Below are 17,202 nucleotides of genomic sequence, written 5' to 3'. Positions count from 1 at the left end.
CGAGAAAGATCGCGGCGGCGGATGGGTTCGGAACGACGGCCACGGCGGCATCCTCTCTGTGCGAAACGTCCCCCGGGCGTCGCGGGGTCGGGATCAGACAAGCACGTTTCACCGGGCGATCCAATCAACTCCGGATTGCCGAACGAGTCCTTGCCCACAGCCGCGGAGATTTCACCGTCCGTCCAGATACGCCTGCCGGGTTTACACCGATGGCGTCACGCAGGCAGCCACTCCTGCGGCGATCTCGAAGGTGGCCTGCCCACCGAGGGCGCCATCGCCCACGTGCTGGTCAGCAAGTATGCTGACCACCTGCCGTTATTCCGTCAGAGCAGATCCTTGCCCACTCCGCCAATGCCGCGGATGTTCATGTCTTCGATCATCCGCGCACGCAGGGGGCTCATCTTCTCCCGTGTTATGGGAACCTCAGATCCAGGCGCTCTGCCGCGAGAGCGGCTTAGTCCTTGTCGCACACTGATCATTTGTCGGATATGCCCCGATGTCGGGTTTCCGCCATACTCGTCACGAGAACACATCATTGCATCGCAGTATTCCATCTCACCGGCCCAGCCTTTTCGCCCGCTCCGTCATCCTGACCACCTGCGCGCTCGCTGTCGCCGCGGCGCTCCGCACGGCGGCGGGTGCCTGAACAGCCCCCCGCCCGATCGCTTCGCTTGTCGTGAGCGCTCCGATCCGCGCCCTGCCCTTGACGCCGTCGGTATTTAATATCCCTCGCATGATCCCGTTCGATCCAGCGACCACAGCAGGTGCAGCGGCCACCATCAGGTTCCCCGAGATACCTCGCACGATGAGGGGTGTTGCAGCGACGAAGCCCTTCGCCAGGAACACCATGACGAAGAACGGCACCAGCGAGCCGATGTTGGTCGCGGAGTTAGGGTCGCCGAGCTGGGCCAGCAGCGAATTCGCCATGCCGACGACGGTCGAGAACATGGCTGCGATGACGACGGGGTAGAAGGCGTAGCTGATCGTCGTCGAGACCCACCTGTGGAAGAAATCCTTGGTCGCATCGAAGAGTGACAGCGCGATCATGATCGGGGCAAGGCCGAGCATCAGGGTCAGCATCATCTTGGCGAAGATGAGGACGATGCCGGTCATAAAGCCAAGGAGGCTGAGGAGCACGAGGCCGATTCCGCCGAGGATCGCGCCGGTCATCCAGTTCAGGTTGCTGCCGATCGCGTTCAGGTATGTCGCGAAGCGCTCGATCAGGTTGTCGAACTCTCCCGCGAAATGGGTTGCGCCTGCGCCACCTCCGCCTACGGACGAAACCAGCGCGCCGGCGACATAGTCGAGGCCTCCGATCACGGCGTTGGACACCGCGTTGAAGTTGGCCCAGTTGAAGGCGAAGAGCCCTATCAGTGTCAGCTTGATCAGGTACCAGAAGAAGCTGGCCCCATCCATGCTGCGGAATTGAAAGGCCATATTGATGCAGACGCCGATCAACGAAAGCGTAACCATCAGCAGGACGATCGTGCCGGTGTTGCTGGCCACAGCCCCGAACTGGGACTCGGCAGCATCGACAAGGAAACCGTCAGCGGTTTCGACCATCCAGCTGACGACGCTCATTACCAGTTGCCCTGAGCTCCGCAGATATCCTGAACCGCATGGCGCAGATCGTTGCGCTTCTGCCGGACGTCCCGCTGCGCTGCCGTATGTTCCGCGGCTGAAACCAGGAGATACCGTTCGTTGAATTCTTCAGAGGCATCTTCCCATTCTGGGAAGCGGATTTCGCAGCCGCAGTTGCCTGTCTCGACGATCTGTTCCCATGCCCGCAGTTCATAGAGGTCCATCAGCGTCAAAGTCTTGTAGGCCTCACGTGGATGAACCTCGTCCATCCAGGTTGGGCGTGCGGGGCGATCGTTGCAGATCCGGTACTGCTGAGGGGTCATGGTCACGGTGAGATCGTTCGTGACCTGGGGAGCGGTTTGGGCTGCGAGCGGCGCGGCCAGCAGGGTGACAGCTGCGGCGAGGGTGATCTTGCGCATGGGGGTTTCCTTTCGGGTCATTCGGCGGCAACCGCAGGGCACTGAGTGCCCCCGGTTCCGGCAGTGTTCTGATCAGGATGTCTCGCCTGCCCCGGCAGGAAGAACTCGGTGATGCCGCGCGCGCCATCGTGGCGGCCGGCCTGGATGATCACGTCAATGGAGCCCTCGATGTAGTCGACCATGTCAGCATAGGTCATCGGCACATCGGTCTTCAGAGCGGCGATGGCGAGGCGGCGGACAGCGAGTTGCGGGGTCTCGGCATGCAGCGTTGTCAGCGAGCCGCCATGCCCCGTGTTGATCGCTTCGAGAAAGGTCATCGCCTCGCGGCCGCGGACCTCCCCAAGCACGATCCGGTCGGGCCGCATACGCAGGGTCGAGGCCAAAAGCACATCCGCGCTGCGGGCCTCGGTGTCGCGGTCCGCGATCAGGGTCACGACATTGGGCTGCTCGGGGCGCAGCTCGGCTGCCTCTTCGATGGTGATGATCCGCTCCTCGGGTGGGATCAGCGAGAGGATCTTGCGCGCTGCGACTGTCTTGCCGGTCGAAGTGCCGCCCGAGACGATCATGTTGAGCTTGTTCTCGACGCAGAACCGCAAGGCGGCGTCGATATCGCCGGAGGCCACTACATCGCGCAGGGCGGCATTCCGTTCGCGCCGTAGGCCTTCGAGGCTGCGCTCCCTGCCATAAAGGAAGCCAAGCTTGATGGCTTCCAGCGGCAGGGAGGAAAAGAACCGCAGCGAGATGGAGAACCCGCCCTCGACGGCCGGGGGCTGGATCACCTGCGCCCGGATCGGTCGGTCCCGGTATAGGATCGAGACCGAGACGATGGGTTTCTTGGTGCTGAGCGTCGTCGAGGCGGCCGAGGCGATCTGGTTCCCGAGGTCCTTGATCTCGGTCTGGGTAAGCGGGTTGCCGAGGCCTCGCATGAAATGATCGCCCTGGAATTCGCCCCAGACCTGCCCGTCGGGGTTGATGCATATCTCGATCGTGTCGGCCCGGTGCACAGGCTGGCCCAGCCGGTCCAGCGAGGCCTCGAGATAGCTTGCTGCCATGTCAGAAGATCTCCAGGTCGCGGTCGACCATGACCGTTATCCGCGTGCCCTGATCGACATGGATCACGGGGCGGATCGCGAGATAGTCCTGCATCACGCTTTGGGTAGTGTCGCGCAGGTCCGTGCCGACGTCGCTCGCGATATCGGCCGCGGCCTCATCCTCGATCTCTCCAGCGGCGGCTGCGGGCAAGGCCCCGATCAGAGAGATCAGCGCGGCCGAGCCGAAACGCTGCGCGAAGCGGGTATCGACGAAGCCAGTAGTGCCCGTGCGACCTAACTCATCCCCGCCGAAGGCGCTGATCTCGACGGTCTGATTGTCGGGCAGGATGATGCGGTCCCAGGCCACCATGACCCGCGATTGCGCCAACGCCACGTCGGATCGATAGCGCCCCACAAGGCGCGCACCGCGCGGGATCAGGACCCGCGTACCGTCGAAGGAATGGACATCCTCTGAGACGATTGCGCGGATCGCGCCGGGCAGCGTGCTGTCGAGCGCCGTCTCGGTCACGGCCTGGATCATCGTGCCTTGCACGACGGTGTTGCCGGGGTTCAGGATCACTTCGGCCCGCGTCACCGGAGCGGGCCTTGCGCCTGCGCGCACGAAGGCTTCGTCTTCATTCAGGCGCGCAGCCTCGAGGCTGTTTTCTCGGTCGGTCCCTGCCCCCATCCCGGAAAACGCGATCATGGGCGAGGCGATGCGTTCGGCCCGCGCCTCGGCCTCGGCGATGCGGCGGCGTTCAAGTTCGGCAATCCGCAACTCCTCCTCGTTCGGCCCGAGATCCGTGGGCGCAGGCGGGGTCAGTCGTGCGACCTCGAGATCCATGCGCAGCTGGTCGAGTTCCCGGTCGCGTTCGGTCAATTGCCGCTCGAGTGCGCGCTGCGCCTCAGACGAGGCTTCCTGCAGTGCCGCGATCTGCGCCGTGAGATCGGCGATGGCTTGTTCTGCCCCGCTATCCGATGCCTCGACCGGCCGTGTACGCAGCTCTTCGAGTTCCGCCCGCAGCGTCGCGAGACTTTCCATCAGCGCTAGTTCCGACGCGGAGGGACCGGTCTCGGCCGGTGACGGCGGCGCAAGCTCGACGATGGGCATGGGTGCGAGGTCGCCGAAGCCTGATCCTGTGGTCTGGAACTCTTCCGGGGCAGCGGTCGGCAGGGGCGCTTCCGGCGATGGCTGCAAGGCGGCCCAGGCGAGGCCACCCACGGCCACGATCCCGGCAACACCGAAGATAGCGGCAAGCGGAGAGGGCCGTGCGGCACCACGCGTCTTGTCGCCCGTCGCTTCAAGAGCCGCCAGACGCGCAGCGAGGTCTTCGGTGTCCTGGCTCATGACGTGGGCCCACCCATGTCCTGAACGCAGACCTCTTCTTCGCCGAGGCGCAGGACCCATTGGCGGTTCACCCCCGAGACACGGATGACACCGTCTTGAAGCGCGGTGCTGTTCACCGCCCGCTCGCCGCCATTGGCATAGCGGAAGATCGCCGGGACCGGCGCGTTCCGCGCGAAGCGGAAATAGGTGAAGGTGTCATCATCCCAGATGGCGGTCGGCGTAAACTCCTCGCTTGCGCTGACGGCGTAGTTCGCGTTAGGCGCATCGGCCGCGACGGCCCGGGTCGGCTGGACGCGACTCTCGGGGTAGCGGAACTGCACCACGTAATGCGGGGTCTCGCGCGCCTCTACCACGTGGAAATAGTAGGAGCGGCGGTTCGTGTAGACCGTGATGTTGGTCGCCACACCCGAGGCGGCCGGCTTGATCGCGAAGGCGCGCCCGCCGGGGACGCCGTCGAACTGGAAGCCGACTGTGTCGCCCGCGATGATCGAACGGATGGTCTCGCCCTCGCCAAACTCGACGGTGGTGACCCGGGTCAGGGTAGTGACGATGCGGTAGACCTGCCCCTCGGTCCAGGTGGCAACCCGGACGCGGTTGTCATGGGCGCCCGGGCGCGGTGTGGTCTCGGCCAGCGCTGCGGACGTCATGAGCGCCAGTGCTCCGGCGACCAGCAGAGCGTGAACGGATGTGAGAACTGGAACAGAGGTCATTCGGAACGGTCCGAACGGATGGCATATTGGGTGACGGTGAAGCCAAAGGGGTTTTGCCAGACGTCGTCAATCGAGCGGGTCTGTTCGGGTTGGAAGGCAAACATCAGCGTGGCGGTGAACCATCCGTCCTGTGCCCCTTGCGGGCTGGTCAGGCGCTTTCTGAGTCGTACCTGCGCGCGGTTCTCGCCGATCAGCGTGATCGACGCGATCTCGACGGCCATCTCTGCGGCGGGGCCATAGCGCGTCGGCGGATAGCTCTCCTGCCCCGAGGTCCACATGGCCCGCATGCTGGCCTCGGCCGCGCCGGTGGACTGGGCCAGCACGCGGCGCACGCGCAGATCGTTGTCGAGCTGGTTGTAGGCCTCGCGGTTAAGGATGTAGCGGTAGATCTGCGCCTCGATGATGGCGGGCCGCTCGGCAAGCGAGACAGTTTCCACCGTGGCGTTCGGCAGAGCGAGACCGGTCGCGGGATCATAGGGCACGACGACGGGCGGCGGCGTCTCGACCAGCAGTGCGACGGCCGCGGCTGCAAGGCAGCCGAAAACGCCAAAGCCCGCCCCACCAATGCCGATCATCCGCCAGAGCTGCTCCCGGCGCAGTGCGCCATGGATCAGTTCCTCCTCCACCAGTTCCCGCGCACTCATACCTGCCGTCATGTCCGGTGCCTTGGTCATGGCGCGAGGCTCGGCAGGGTGAAGTCCATGTAGCGGCGCTCTTCGGCGACGGTGGCGGCATCCACCACACCGGCATTGCCTGCGCCGAGGGTCTGGATGGCTTCAAGCTCCCACATCCGTGTCATGGCGATGGCCAGTTCCGCCGTAACACGGGTGTTGTGGTCCATCGACGCCTTCAGATCCTCCATGTCGGGGATCATCGCGACGAGCTGTTCGACGCGTTCGAGCGACTGGGCCGCCTCTGCATGGCTATTCTGGGCGGCAGCCGACATCACAGCACCGGTCGTGGCGCGGGTGGCGACGCCCTCTGCCCCCGGATTGCCGCTAGTGGCGATCTCGCGCAGCGAGTCCTCATCGAAGCCCGCACTCGCCAGAGCCTGTTCCATCTGCGTGCGTAGGGGACCTGCGTTGGGGCCGATCAGGCTCGACCAGTCGTCCGCCTGGATGCCCCGGATAAGGCCCGGAATATCTTCGAAGTTCGCCTGCAGGAGGCCGTCGAGATCGCCGCCCATGGCGAGACCGAGAATGCTGCGCGGCCCAGTCAGCGAGGCATACATCTCCTCGAGCTGATCGAACTGCTGCTGCAGGAGGTCAAGCTGCGCCAGCGCATTGTCCAGAAGATCGGTCTGGATCCCGAAATCCTGCAGCATCTGCTGTAGCTGGCGGATTTCCTGAGCGATGTTCTGGGTATCGACCGTGGGCACGCCCTGCGCAGCGACAGGACCCGCGAGAACGGTGGCCAACGCGACGGTCGCGGCGGTGGTGGTGAGGGAAATGCGCAAGCGCCGGATCATCGCAATGTCTCCTGGGTGAAATCCATGAACTGCCGCTCGGCCGCTTGCGCGGCGGCCATGGCGATTTGTTCCTCGCTCAGTGGCTGGGTGTGGGTGGCCTTAATCCGGGTCCGGATCGCGAGCAGTCGCGCGAGCTCGGCGCGCGCGTAAGTGTTGAGCGCGATGGCCTCGTGCAGGTCTTCGGTTTCGCCGATGCGGGTGATGATGTCCTGTACGCGCAAAGCGGCTGCGCGGACCGAGACCAGCGAATAGTCGCCATAGACCCCTGCGCCGTGGGCCGAGAGGCTGAAACTCGCGTTGGCGAGGAGCACAGGGTCGATGGTGCCGAGCGCATCGATGCCGCCCACGGCGGAGAGGTAGCTGTTGTACTGCTGCGGGATCACCACGACGTAATGCTGTGTTTCCGTGAAGGGTGGCACGCCACCGTAGTTTTGCACGTTGCCCGGGCCCGCGTTATAGGCCGCGAGCGCGTGGATGATGTTGCCATCGAACATGTTCAGCATCTGCGCGAGGTACCGCGCACCGCCGGTGACCTGCAGCCAGGGGTCGTCATAATAGGTCGGGTAGATCCCGAGATCGCCTGCCGTGCCGGGCATGATCTGCGTAAGCCCAAATGCCCCAACGGGAGAGCGTGCCCCGATCTGGAAGCGGCTTTCCTGCCAGATCAGCGCCTGCAGCAGGCAGCGCCACTGGACCAGCGACAGCCCTGCGCGGCTTACACCCGGTAGGCTATGCGTGTCGCGCGCGGCGCGGATAATCAGCTCCTCGATCCCTTCGCGGGCATCGCCGAACATCCGGGCCGCGGCCGGGTTGTTGTCCTCGGGCGCGTAGAGGCTGGCCGCAGCACTCTCGACGTCCTCAACCGCCCCCTGCCCCGCCTCGAGCCCGGCCACGGTGCCAGCCACATCGCCGGAGCCGAGGGACATGGCATCCATCAGCCCTTCGAGGGAGGCGAGTTGCTGGCGTTCGAGCTCGGCCAGCTCCTCTTCCCGGGTCAGCCGGTCCTGCTGTAGCGCCAGATCCTGATCGGTCTGCCCGAGGATTGCCTGCCGCTCTGCGAAGAGGCGCAGGTCGAAAGTCGGCACGCCTTGGGCGTTGGCTGGCCCCGCAGCGGGACCAGCCAGCACCAGGCCGAAGATCGAGAGAGTAAGCCAGCTCCGCATCGGCTTAGCCGCCCGCCCCCAGCATCACGAAATCGCAAGCCGTGTCTCGCCGCGTGACCTCCGCCCCCATGGTCGAGATCGTCGTCATCGCGGTTGCCGCCTGTCCGGGCGCGTCGCGGAAGTTGAAGCAGTTGGCCCGCACAGGGTTATGCTGAGCGCAGGCTGTCAGGCTCAGGCCGAGGCCAAGCAGCACGGCGCTGCGCGTGATGGTATGGGTCATATCACTCTCCAGAAACCAGGGCGGTCGCGGAAATCAGGGCCGACAAGGGCCTCGCCCTTCTCCATGCCGCCAAGGATGGTCACGAGGGGACCGAGGGCGCTGAGATCGGCGTCAATCACCACCGCGCCCCGGTCATCGCGGACAAGGCCGAGGCGCGACGCCGACCCGACGCCCAGAAGCACGTCGAGTTCCTTCTCGCTGAGGCCGAGCATTGCGTAATCTGCAGCCGAGGCCCGGATGTTGGGCAGAAGCACTTGGGTTGGCACCGCTTCCACGATGGTCTTGCCGGTCCGGGTCCGCTCGAGCTGGCTGGCATATTGCGTCATCATCACGACGACCGCGTTTTGCTTGCGCGCGGTCACCAGCCAGTTCGAGAGCCGCTCCGCGAAATACGCGTTGTCGAGCGCCTTCCAGGCCTCGTCGATGACGATGATCGTGGGCTTGCGGTCCTCGATCACCCGTTCGACCCGGCGGAAGAGATAGGACAGGACCGCCATGCGTTCCCGCTCGCTCTCGGAATCGAGGATGCCGGTCAGATCGAAGCCCGCGACGTCTGCGTCGGTGCTGCCCCCGATTTGGAACGTGTCGTGCAGATTCGCCCCGAAGATCCAACCATAGCGGCCATCGGCGGTCCATTCCTGCATCCGCTCGAAAAGATCGCCCTCGTCATCCGTTGAGACCAGCAGCGAGGCGAAATCCGACCAATTCCGCAGGCCTGCGTGTCCTGCGCTCGCGTTCTGGCGCACGACCTCCTGCAGGCGGTTGGTCTGAACCGGGGTCAATGGCCGGTCACGGCGCTCGAGAATGCTCGCGAGCCAGTCGGCAAGCCAGGCCTGCCCGCGGGCGTCGATCTCGGTCTGCAGGGGATTGAGCCCCGTGGGCCGTCCGGCGCGCACGGTTGAATAGCTGCCGCCAAGCGCACGGACGGCCATTTCCATGCCGGAGCGGTAGTCGAAGACGAAGACTCGCGCACCTGCCCGCCGTGCCATGGTCATCAGGAAGGCCGCCAGTACGGATTTACCGGAGCCGGGACGGCCCAGGATCAGCGTGTGGCCTCCCGTGGGTTCGCGGTCCGGTGCGCCCTGTTCGTGGAAGTTGAAGCGAAAACCACTGCGCTCAGGTGTGGGAAAGAGCGTGATTGGAACGCCCCACGGCACTTCCCGGCCAGTCTTGCCGAGCGGGGTGCGGTGGAAGGTGGCGAGATCGGCGAAGTTGTGGTTCGTGATCGCAGCCTTTCGGCTGCGCGCCCCGGTGTTGCCAGGATGCTGCGCCATGAAATGCGCCCGCGCTCCGAAGGCTTCCGAGATCAGGTTGATGCCGGAGGTGGCGGAGATGTTACGAATCTCGGCTGCGATGTCGTCGAGTGCGGCCTGGGATCGCGCATAGACAGCCACCGTCATATGGTGTTCGCCGAAAATCAGGCGTTTCGATTCCAGATCGTCCTGCGCCAATTCCAGTTCCTGCGCGAGGCTGACGGCCCCGTCATTGGCCGCCTGCATCAGTCGCAGCTGCCGCTTGATGCGGCCCGCCATCATGTTGGCATTGATCGGCACGAAGGAATGCGTGACCACCATGTCGACGGGCAGGTTCAGCTCGTCGAGCATCAGGCTCTCGGTCTTGGCGGGGTAGTTCTTCACCGCGAAGATTGCGCCGAGCTTGTCGCCGACCGCGCCATCGGAAAGTGCGATGGTCGTGCCGCGAAAGGTGACGCGGGTATTGGCCACGTCCTCGGCGATCACACCGAGGCGCGATCGCGGGTAGAGCGGATGCTCTTCGCCGGTGTTGAGCGAGCCAAGGAAGCCCAGAAGCTCGCCAGTGCTTGCCGCAAGGAGGCGAGGTTTCAACTCGTCGAAGGACGACAGGAGAAACCCCACGACCTCATCAAGCTTGCGCAGGCGACGGGTCGTGTCGGCAGCATGGCGGGCGCGGGACGCACCCAGGCCGAATGGCAATCGGCTCCCCGGCTCCGGCCGCTTCAGCACCGTCAGCGTCAGCGTCTTGTCGCGCAGGCCAGATTGACCCAGATGCGCCCTCCAACGCTGATCGACAGCCGCCGCAAACCCTTCCCCCGGGATGGGTGGGAGGGTCACGTCGACCGCTTTCGAGACCTTGTGCAGGTAGAAGGAGAACTCCGTCCCCACCTGCGCGACGATCCCGGCGAGCAGCCCGCCGATCCGGTCGAGATGCGCGTCCTCGCTCGTGGTGCTGTTCACCCCTTCGAGCCGGATGCATTGCATCAGCTCGTTGCCGCGGGTCCGGATCGTCCGGTCGGTGACGAGGCTGACGTAAGGAAGCATCGACGAGAGCCGCTTCTCGCCCTTGACCCATGAGGGTAGCGCAGTCAGCGGATCGAGCGCCTCCGCGACGTCATTGGCAAGTCCATCACGGGGCATAGCTGTCTCCCCCGTGGATTTTGCGGTTTGTCGTGGGCGGGGTTTCCTGCAAGGTGATCATCAGGACATCGAGGAAGTTCGGATCCCAGTCCGCGGCCTTCCAGAGCGCAGGCCAGGCCAGTCCAGCGAAGACGGCCACCACCCAGCTCTGCACCCAGAGGAACAGCAGCGTCGAGCCGAAGAGCCAGACCATGGCGTACATGATCGGCAGGCCCATCAGCTTGGGCGGCCTGAGAAGGCCGATGAACACGCGGGACTGGTCAGACATCAGTTTTGCTCAGGTCGTCCAGATGGCTGCGACGATGGTGGGCGCTGCGGCGATGCCTGCGATTGCGACCACGACCCATAGCGCTTGCCGGAAATCGAGGACCCCGAAGAGCCACGAGAGGAACACACCGATCAACGCGAGCGTCCCGATCACGATGCCCAAGGGGCCGGTGATGGCATCGACGATGCCCTGAAGCAGGGTCTGTACTGGCGACAGGTCGATGCTTTGCGCCAGTGCGGGGCCGGCCAGCACGATGAGGGCGGTTGCGCCGAGCGCGACAAAGGCCGACGTGCGGAGCACGCTTTGAATGTTCTTGGACGTCACGAAAGGTCTCCTCTCAGCCGTTGGAACACGGCTGTCACACGGGCCACATGGCCTTGGGTTTCTCGAAAGGGGGGAATGCCACCATGGCGGGTGACCGCATGGGGACCGGCATTGTAGGCAGCGAGCGCCAGCGCGGGATCGCCGAACTGCTCGAGCATCATCAGCAGGTAACGGGCCGATCCGTCGAGGTTCTGGGCGATGTTATGAGGGTCGACACCTAGATCGCGCGCGGTGTCAGGCATGAGCTGACCAAGCCCTATGGCCCCGACAGGGCTCAGTGCGCCTGGGCTATAGGCGCTCTCGACCTCGATATTGGCGCGGTAGAAGAGCGCCCAATCGGTGATCGACAGACCCGCATGGCGCAGAGCGTCATGGCTGCCGTATCGCAGCGCCGTGGTCTCGATGGCGTGGAGGATTTCGGGGGTAGCGCGGACAGCGCGTGGGGCGACCGCTACGGCCTCGGTTACATCGCTCAGGGGATCATCGTCCCCACGGGACTGCGGTGCTGCAAAGAGAAAGAGACGATCTGGAAGCGGCCCATTCTGGCCATCGTCGTCGCCGGTGAACGAGCGCAGGCTGTTCGTGGTCTCGGCGGTATCGATGAGCCGACCATCGGGACTGACCTGGAAGATGAAACCGTCGGCTCCAGTCTGTGCATACGCGGCCGGGGGTGCGGAACAAACACCTGTACCGAGTAGCACGACGAGCGCGAACGCGCGGTCAGTTGTCCTTGACCAGAACCGGGCCGGGCCGTGGCTCGGGCGTGCGCCCCGGTGCTGCATGTCGCTCGCGGGCGCCCTCGACGAGCGGGATGCTGGCAGTCGTGCAGCCCATGTCGGCCAGGAAGCTGACAAGGCCGACGATGGTCTTGAAATCGCGCAGCTTGAGGACACTGCGGCTGGTGACGAGCATTTTGTCGTCGCGCCCGTCCGGGGCAACGGCCCGTATGACCCAGGCGCCGTACCAACTATTGTGGCGCTTCTCCGCACCTTCCTTGCAGACCACCTCGACGAGGTAGCCCTCGGCAAGTAGGCCGCGCAGCCCGTCTTCTGTAACCACATTCGGTGCTTCTTCTATCATGGCCTTCCCTTGGGTCCTTCTTCTGCCTGAGGTGCAGTCTTGGGCCCATCGGGTTGCAACACCGTGAGCGATACAAGACAACATAAATGATAGCAAGAAAATCAAATTGACTTGACGAAGATCGACTTGCTCCGATAATAGTGATACCCGACGGCATTGTGCTCTTAAAGGCTGCAAAGGAGTCTTGCCCTGCACATGACCTGTGCGTGCAACATCCCCCTAACGCTGTTGTTCACCGTGCTCATTCCAGGTGTTCCGGTCTATGCCTGCACCCCGCCAGAGCGACCGTTCCTGCCCACATCCAGAGAAGACATGCGCACCTATGCGGATCTGATCCGGGGGGATTTCGAGGCTTACATCGCTGACGTGCAGGACTACTTCCGCTGCCTCGACGAGGAACGCACGCGGGTCTTTGTCGAAGCCAAGGAGGTAAGCGAGGAATACGGGCGGTTCGTCGAGGCGGTGGAGTAGCGACACTCCCCTTTGCCGGATCACCGAAAAGATGGGCTGCGACACGCCTCATTCGCGCCGCTAAGCCTCATTCGCCTTGGTCGGGAAACAGGCCCGGCATCCATCGCCCGGCATATTTGGCGGGAAACGCCAGCTTGAGCGGGGCGCGGGTCGATGCTGAGGACAGCGTGCCCGCTTCCAGAAGCGCGGAGGTCACCCGCCGCGCGGTGCGACTGCTCGTCCCAAGGATGCCCTCAACCTCGCCGCGCGCGATCTGACCCTGATAAAGCACAGCTTTCAGCACTGCATCGGATTTTGGTGGCAAGGCTCCGATACGCATCTCCTCTTCTGCCCAGATCAGGATGCGGTCGCGCAGCCGGTCCGGCCTCATGAGGCCTTCCATGAACTCCACCTGGTCGATGCAAATGCGCAGGAAGAACAGAGCGAAGGAGGCAAGTGCTGCCTCACTGAGCGTGCCGCGCCCATCACGATCGCCACGGCGAGGTCCGTCACAGGCGGCGAGGTGTTCCTTGTATGCCGCCTCCTGCCGCGCAAGCCCGCGCGCCACAGACCACAGTCCGCGCGTGTCGAGGGTTTTGCGCAGCATGGCGTAGGACATGAGGCGGGCAACGCGACCATTCCCATCAAGAAAAGGGTGCACCCAGAGTAGCCGGTGATGGGCACAAGGAGCGGCAAGGATCGGCTCGATCCTACCGGGAAGGCTGTAGGCTTTGTGCATCCGCTCCAGAAAGCGGGGGACGGCACCAGGGCTGATGGCGACATGGCGCCCGACTTCAACGTATCGGGTGCGCAGTTCGCCGGGTCCTACCGGGATCCTTTCGCCTATCTTCGAGTTTTCGACGAAAAGAAGCTCGGGCGGCAGAAGCTCATAAAACCGGCGATGCAGTTCGATGATCGACGCGGGCGCCGTCGGCGGTTCCGTCATGCCATCTTCGTCGATCCATTTCTGGACGGCGACATGCGCCTTGGCTTCAAGCTGAAGGTTTCGCTTTTTAGGGTCCGCGCTGTAGTCGTTACGCATTGCGCGTTCGATGTCGATGGGATGGGTGTCATGCCCCTCGATGAGATTGCTATAGTAGCAGTCATCGCTCGCACGATATCGACAAGCGCCTCTGCCAATGACGTGGGCAAGCTGCTGCGGAAGCCGGCGGACTTCTCCGCCAACTCAAGCACGAGATCATTCAAGCCCGCACGGGCGGGAGAACCTTCCGAGACTAGGAGTGGCTCGAACAGGCCTACCGCCTCTCCATCGTCGCGCACGATCACATGACCTTCTTTCTGGCCGCTTTCGTGGCCGTTCGCATCCTCCTAAAATATTATTTTTATCAAAATATTGCGTGACAAGATACGGAGAGTACGTCCGGAAAAATGGCCGGTTCGATGGTTGCCTGCGTTTGAGTCATGTATATCGGTGTCCAAGCAGTGCCGCAAAGCCAAGTCAAGCTTCGGGTCGGCATCTACAACCTACAATTGGGGACCAGATCGTACTTTCCGCGATAATATTTTCTTGCCATCGAAAGTGTTTTTTTGTATCGATAAGACGTTATAATGAGAGTTGGCGCCATGAAAAACAGGGTCCGCACCGCAGCGGCTGCCGCGGCCATCACCGTATCGAGCCTCGTCGGTTCGGTCGATCCGGCGCAAGCCTACCAGGTGGACTGCGCCATCCTGCTCTGCCTGGCAGGGGGCTGGCCGACATCGGCACCTTGTGCCCATGCGCAAGCGGTCTTCATCCGCAGGATCACGCCTTGGCCGATCGAACCACCGTTGCAGATCTGGCGCTGCCCGATGGGGGCGTCGTTCAACGCCCCTGCCCCGCTGTCACCAATGGAGCGTCTCTACGACATCAACATCCAAGACGCGCCTCAAGTCAGAGTGCCGCTGGTTCGGGTCCAGTCGGACGAGCGAGCTGACATCGACATCTCGGGCGATGCCTTTGACTTTGTCCGAAGTATCCGCGTGTTTCACATCCAGTTCAGTCAGCGCGAGAACCGCGATGGTAACTGCATCTCCTCAGACTCCACGCGCCTCGGCTCCTACGGAGTTCAGGGTGACTATCAATGGACCCGGTCAAGTGTTGCCCAAGTCCCGACCGCCTCCGAGTTGCCTAATACCGGCCACTGCAATTGGATGAGCTACCACTCGGTCTTCGTCGACTGGCGCGATCACGAGGGCAACTACGGATTTGAAGAGGTCCGCTACTGAGGGATGCGACGCTCCGGTGGCCGCCGGACTCCAAGGCCGCATCAACTCCTCGAAGTCGGCGACGGGCCGCAAACCCGGACTCGCCTCCAGCATCGGGACGACCTCGGCGTCGAAAACCGCCGCCAAGGGATCAAGTCGGCGCCGCCCGCGCAGGGGCCGCTTCGGAGGGACGATGCGTGTCCTGCGCGACGCGATAGCCGGTGGCTGTGCTAAGGGTCACGTCAGGGACGGGGATGAGGCGAAGGCCGCACGAGTGCCTGGTGCTGCTTCTGCGCGCAATCACGCAAGCCCGCCGTTTAGCATGGTCCGCTTCACCTTCGACCGCCAACATGCGGCGCGCCCTCAGACGGGCCGACTGGATACTCTGGAAACGATTGGAAGTGCAACAATGCGTATGATCGCGATGGGGATAAGTGTGTTCTTAGATTAAATTGAGACGACCCACATGATATGACGTAATCAGGTCAATAAAGCCCCCAGTATCTCACCGTAATCTAAGATAAGATCCGACGCAGTCATGGAAAGCTCTCAAAGTACTGAGGTATCAGATGAATCTTTGGATTATGATGAACGCGACAAAGGGAAGGAAGAAATTCATTCCCTGAAAGCAGCTGCGATAAAATTTTTCATCAGCGTGATTGGCTTGGTGCTGATTCTCGCCGTGGTAGATCTTATCTCTGGCTAAGCCCGCACTGCCTATTCCATATCTGCGGCAGGCGTTGGCGACTTATCTCCATATATCCCAGTATGAAATTGAGCCTCTATTCACTAAAATTCAGGGCTCTGCCCTCTACCCTCTTCGTTAAGGCGAGCTTTTCTATATTTAAATAGAAATGATCTGCGCCTTCATGATTTTTTGCGTCTATCGCAGTGGCTAAAGTTAGATATATGGCGGTAATTGACTGATCAATACTTTCAAATCGCGAAATGACCTACCCATAATCTCTTAGTTAATGCGCACGATACGCTTGATTTGGCAACTTTAGACATGGCTCAGCGACCTGCTTGTCACGTTATATTTTTACAGATACATTAATTTTCCAGAATCCATCATGCAGAGAAGCGAGACATGAACGCATGGTGGGAAAGAGCACAATTTTTGCCATCTTTTTTGTTATTTTGCTTTCCGTCGCTAGGCTTTTTGTTTTCGAAGATACGGCTTTGGCCCCAGATCATAGTATCGCAGGGACTTTGGAGATGCTGGACGGAACTGCGATTTTTCCACTTGTATTTGGCTTGGTCGGGTTTAGCTATTGGCCTGATAGATCTTTAGGCTATGCCGCCTGCACGCTTCTTTCCGCAGTTCTGTTTTCTTTCATAATATTGACGTAAACTACTTGCCTCGTCGGTGGTCATGGCGAGCTTGGAAAGCTTGAGACAGGTCCGGTTGGCATAGAACACCATCGGGTGCTGGTGGCTTCAGCGATGGTCCGGGCAGAGCCGATGACAACCTTGCGCCAGCGCTTTCCAGCATGACCGGGATACTTGATAACCGTTGTCAGGCTGTAAGATTCGGCACTCCCCGGAGGGGTGCCGAACGCTAGATGATCCGATGATGCTACGTACGTGTTCGCTGCGTCAGTCTCCGTTCTTGGCGGCGTTGTCCGAGCTGGCCGTGCGTGGTTCGCCATCCGGTCTGTAGTAGGTGATCTGGACGTCCTCGCGTAGGTTTTCCTGAAGACCTGCGAAGGCCTCCTGTCGCAGCTGCTGTTCGATCTGCGCCCTAACTGCCTTGAACGGCGGGAGATCCTGTTCCGTGTTCGCCTTGATCTCTTCGTATTCGGCACGGACCTCTTCTTCGGTCACACGCTCGGCCAGCGCACGCTCAAGCCAGACCTGAACCACTGCATCTTGGGTGCTGGCCCGCTCTGCGTCATCGACAAGCGCGATGACTTCAGGATCCTCGTCGAGATTCTCCGTCATGGCTGCCTGCACGATCAGCTCCCGCATGATCAGCTGGTTGATGGCCATCGGAACGAGCATCGCAGGCGGCTGCTGGCGGATTTGCGGCGGCAGCATCGAAATCTGCCTCGACACATCCGAGCTCAGGATGTCGGTATCCCCGACCGTCACGACTAGGGCATTCGACTCGGGGCGTGACCCGTCGGCCGCGCTCGCGGTGTCGACGGACTGGCCGTCGGCGGTCTCGTGGGCCGGACCGGTATTCTTGCCGCTTTGTGCGGTCTGGTCTTGCGTTTGCGCGTCGCCTGACGCCGCATTTGCTTGTCCGCTCTCCTGAGCGGAAATAGGCCCGACCGCAAGGGTCATGACCAACGCGCTGGTTGCGGTGAGCAAGGTCTTCTGTGGCATTGTCGTCTCCTTCTGCGTTCTGTTCCGGACGGCTGTCCGGACGCCGATATCGCGCTCCCGCGCCGCAAAGCCTGAGCTCAGGTCGGAACCGCGTCGCTGCCCCGTTGGTTGACGCCCCGAGCTTAACCGAACCTTAGTGTCGGTAGAGGCGCCCATTGCCGACGCGGATCGCGCGCGAATGGAAGCGCGTGAACTGGCCCCGGTTTCGACC

Annotated in this window: 18 protein-coding genes and 1 pseudogene; 3 read left to right on the top strand and 16 right to left on the bottom strand. The window is 62.5% G+C overall.

Going from position 1 to position 17,202, the window contains the following annotated elements:
- Positions 1-175: 175 nt before the first annotated feature.
- Positions 176-333, top strand: a pseudogene (locus RISW2_RS25720) (IS66 family transposase); the annotation flags it as partial.
- A 222-nt stretch (positions 334-555) separates the two neighbouring features.
- Here the strand turns inward: RISW2_RS25720 and RISW2_RS21055 are convergent.
- The 14 genes from RISW2_RS21055 to RISW2_RS20990 all read right to left on the bottom strand — a co-directional run bounded on the left by RISW2_RS21055 (position 556) and on the right by RISW2_RS20990 (position 11,984).
- Complete coding sequence (locus RISW2_RS21055) at positions 556-1,581, bottom strand: TrbL/VirB6 family protein (protein ID WP_043774761.1); 1,026 nt, start codon at positions 1,579-1,581, stop codon at positions 556-558.
- Positions 1,581-2,000 (bottom strand): hypothetical protein, encoded by a 420-nt coding sequence (locus RISW2_RS21050; protein ID WP_043774760.1) that lies wholly within the window; start codon positions 1,998-2,000, stop codon positions 1,581-1,583. The genes RISW2_RS21055 and RISW2_RS21050 overlap by 1 nt, the downstream gene beginning before the upstream one ends.
- Positions 2,001-2,017: 17 nt before the next feature.
- A complete protein-coding gene (locus RISW2_RS21045) occupies positions 2,018-3,052 on the bottom strand; it encodes an ATPase, T2SS/T4P/T4SS family (RefSeq protein ID WP_043774759.1) in 1,035 nt (344 codons plus the stop codon).
- A 1-nt stretch (position 3,053) separates the two neighbouring features.
- The gene (locus tag RISW2_RS21040) at positions 3,054-4,379 is read right to left on the bottom strand and encodes a TraB/TrbI/VirB10 family type IV secretion system protein (protein WP_043774758.1); all 1,326 of its coding nucleotides are present in this window, start codon (positions 4,377-4,379) and stop codon (positions 3,054-3,056) included.
- Positions 4,376-5,026, bottom strand: a complete 651-nt coding sequence (locus tag RISW2_RS21035; RefSeq protein WP_211238733.1) for a TrbG/VirB9 family P-type conjugative transfer protein — start codon at positions 5,024-5,026, stop codon at positions 4,376-4,378. Before RISW2_RS21035 ends, RISW2_RS21040 begins: the two co-directional genes overlap by 4 nt.
- Before the next feature lie 59 nt (positions 5,027-5,085).
- The gene (locus RISW2_RS21030) at positions 5,086-5,733 is read right to left on the bottom strand and encodes a VirB8 family type IV secretion system protein (RefSeq protein WP_043774756.1); all 648 of its coding nucleotides are present in this window, start codon (positions 5,731-5,733) and stop codon (positions 5,086-5,088) included.
- A gap of 26 nt (positions 5,734-5,759) precedes the next feature.
- Complete coding sequence (locus RISW2_RS21025; protein WP_043774755.1) at positions 5,760-6,557, bottom strand: type IV secretion system protein; 798 nt, start codon at positions 6,555-6,557, stop codon at positions 5,760-5,762.
- Positions 6,554-7,720, bottom strand: a complete 1,167-nt coding sequence (locus RISW2_RS21020; RefSeq protein WP_043774754.1) for a lytic transglycosylase domain-containing protein — start codon at positions 7,718-7,720, stop codon at positions 6,554-6,556. The genes RISW2_RS21025 and RISW2_RS21020 overlap by 4 nt, the downstream gene beginning before the upstream one ends.
- Positions 7,721-7,724: 4 nt before the next feature.
- Positions 7,725-7,940: a hypothetical protein gene (locus tag RISW2_RS21015; RefSeq protein WP_043774753.1), complete on the bottom strand. Its 216-nt coding sequence runs from the start codon at positions 7,938-7,940 to the stop codon at positions 7,725-7,727.
- The gene (locus RISW2_RS21010; RefSeq protein WP_043774752.1) at positions 7,937-10,333 is read right to left on the bottom strand and encodes a VirB4 family type IV secretion/conjugal transfer ATPase; all 2,397 of its coding nucleotides are present in this window, start codon (positions 10,331-10,333) and stop codon (positions 7,937-7,939) included. The genes RISW2_RS21015 and RISW2_RS21010 overlap by 4 nt, the downstream gene beginning before the upstream one ends.
- Positions 10,323-10,601 carry a VirB3 family type IV secretion system protein gene (locus tag RISW2_RS21005; protein ID WP_043774750.1) on the bottom strand — a complete coding sequence of 93 codons (279 nt, stop codon included), beginning with the start codon at positions 10,599-10,601 and terminating at the stop codon, positions 10,323-10,325. Before RISW2_RS21005 ends, RISW2_RS21010 begins: the two co-directional genes overlap by 11 nt.
- 9 nt (positions 10,602-10,610) lie before the next feature.
- The gene (locus tag RISW2_RS21000; protein ID WP_043774763.1) at positions 10,611-10,901 is read right to left on the bottom strand and encodes a TrbC/VirB2 family protein; all 291 of its coding nucleotides are present in this window, start codon (positions 10,899-10,901) and stop codon (positions 10,611-10,613) included.
- A 20-nt stretch (positions 10,902-10,921) separates the two neighbouring features.
- Positions 10,922-11,500, bottom strand: a complete 579-nt coding sequence (locus RISW2_RS24285) for a lytic transglycosylase domain-containing protein (RefSeq protein ID WP_084615510.1) — start codon at positions 11,498-11,500, stop codon at positions 10,922-10,924.
- A 145-nt stretch (positions 11,501-11,645) separates the two neighbouring features.
- Positions 11,646-11,984, bottom strand: coding sequence for a hypothetical protein (locus RISW2_RS20990; RefSeq protein ID WP_425277802.1), 339 nt, complete (start codon positions 11,982-11,984; stop codon positions 11,646-11,648).
- A gap of 216 nt (positions 11,985-12,200) precedes the next feature.
- Here RISW2_RS20990 and RISW2_RS25940 point away from each other — a divergent pair, with 216 nt between their 5' ends.
- Positions 12,201-12,476, top strand: a complete 276-nt coding sequence (locus RISW2_RS25940) for a hypothetical protein (RefSeq protein ID WP_043774745.1) — start codon at positions 12,201-12,203, stop codon at positions 12,474-12,476.
- Positions 12,477-12,543: 67 nt separating this feature from the next.
- Here RISW2_RS25940 and RISW2_RS20980 read toward each other — a convergent pair whose 3' ends face one another.
- Positions 12,544-13,497, bottom strand: a complete 954-nt coding sequence (locus tag RISW2_RS20980; protein WP_244437703.1) for a Fic family protein — start codon at positions 13,495-13,497, stop codon at positions 12,544-12,546.
- A 542-nt stretch (positions 13,498-14,039) separates the two neighbouring features.
- On the opposite strand from RISW2_RS20980, the gene RISW2_RS20975 reads away from it, so the two are divergent.
- Positions 14,040-14,681, top strand: a complete 642-nt coding sequence (locus RISW2_RS20975; protein WP_043774743.1) for a hypothetical protein — start codon at positions 14,040-14,042, stop codon at positions 14,679-14,681.
- 1,578 nt (positions 14,682-16,259) lie between these two features.
- Here the strand turns inward: RISW2_RS20975 and RISW2_RS23710 are convergent.
- A complete protein-coding gene (locus RISW2_RS23710) occupies positions 16,260-16,991 on the bottom strand; it encodes a SurA N-terminal domain-containing protein (RefSeq protein ID WP_051492240.1) in 732 nt (243 codons plus the stop codon).
- Between the last annotated feature and the right edge of the window lie 211 nt (positions 16,992-17,202).

It is taken from the genome of Roseivivax isoporae LMG 25204 (assembly GCF_000521865.1).
Taxonomy (GTDB): domain Bacteria; phylum Pseudomonadota; class Alphaproteobacteria; order Rhodobacterales; family Rhodobacteraceae; genus Roseivivax; species Roseivivax isoporae.
This window is presented reverse-complemented; position numbering and strand designations above follow the sequence as displayed.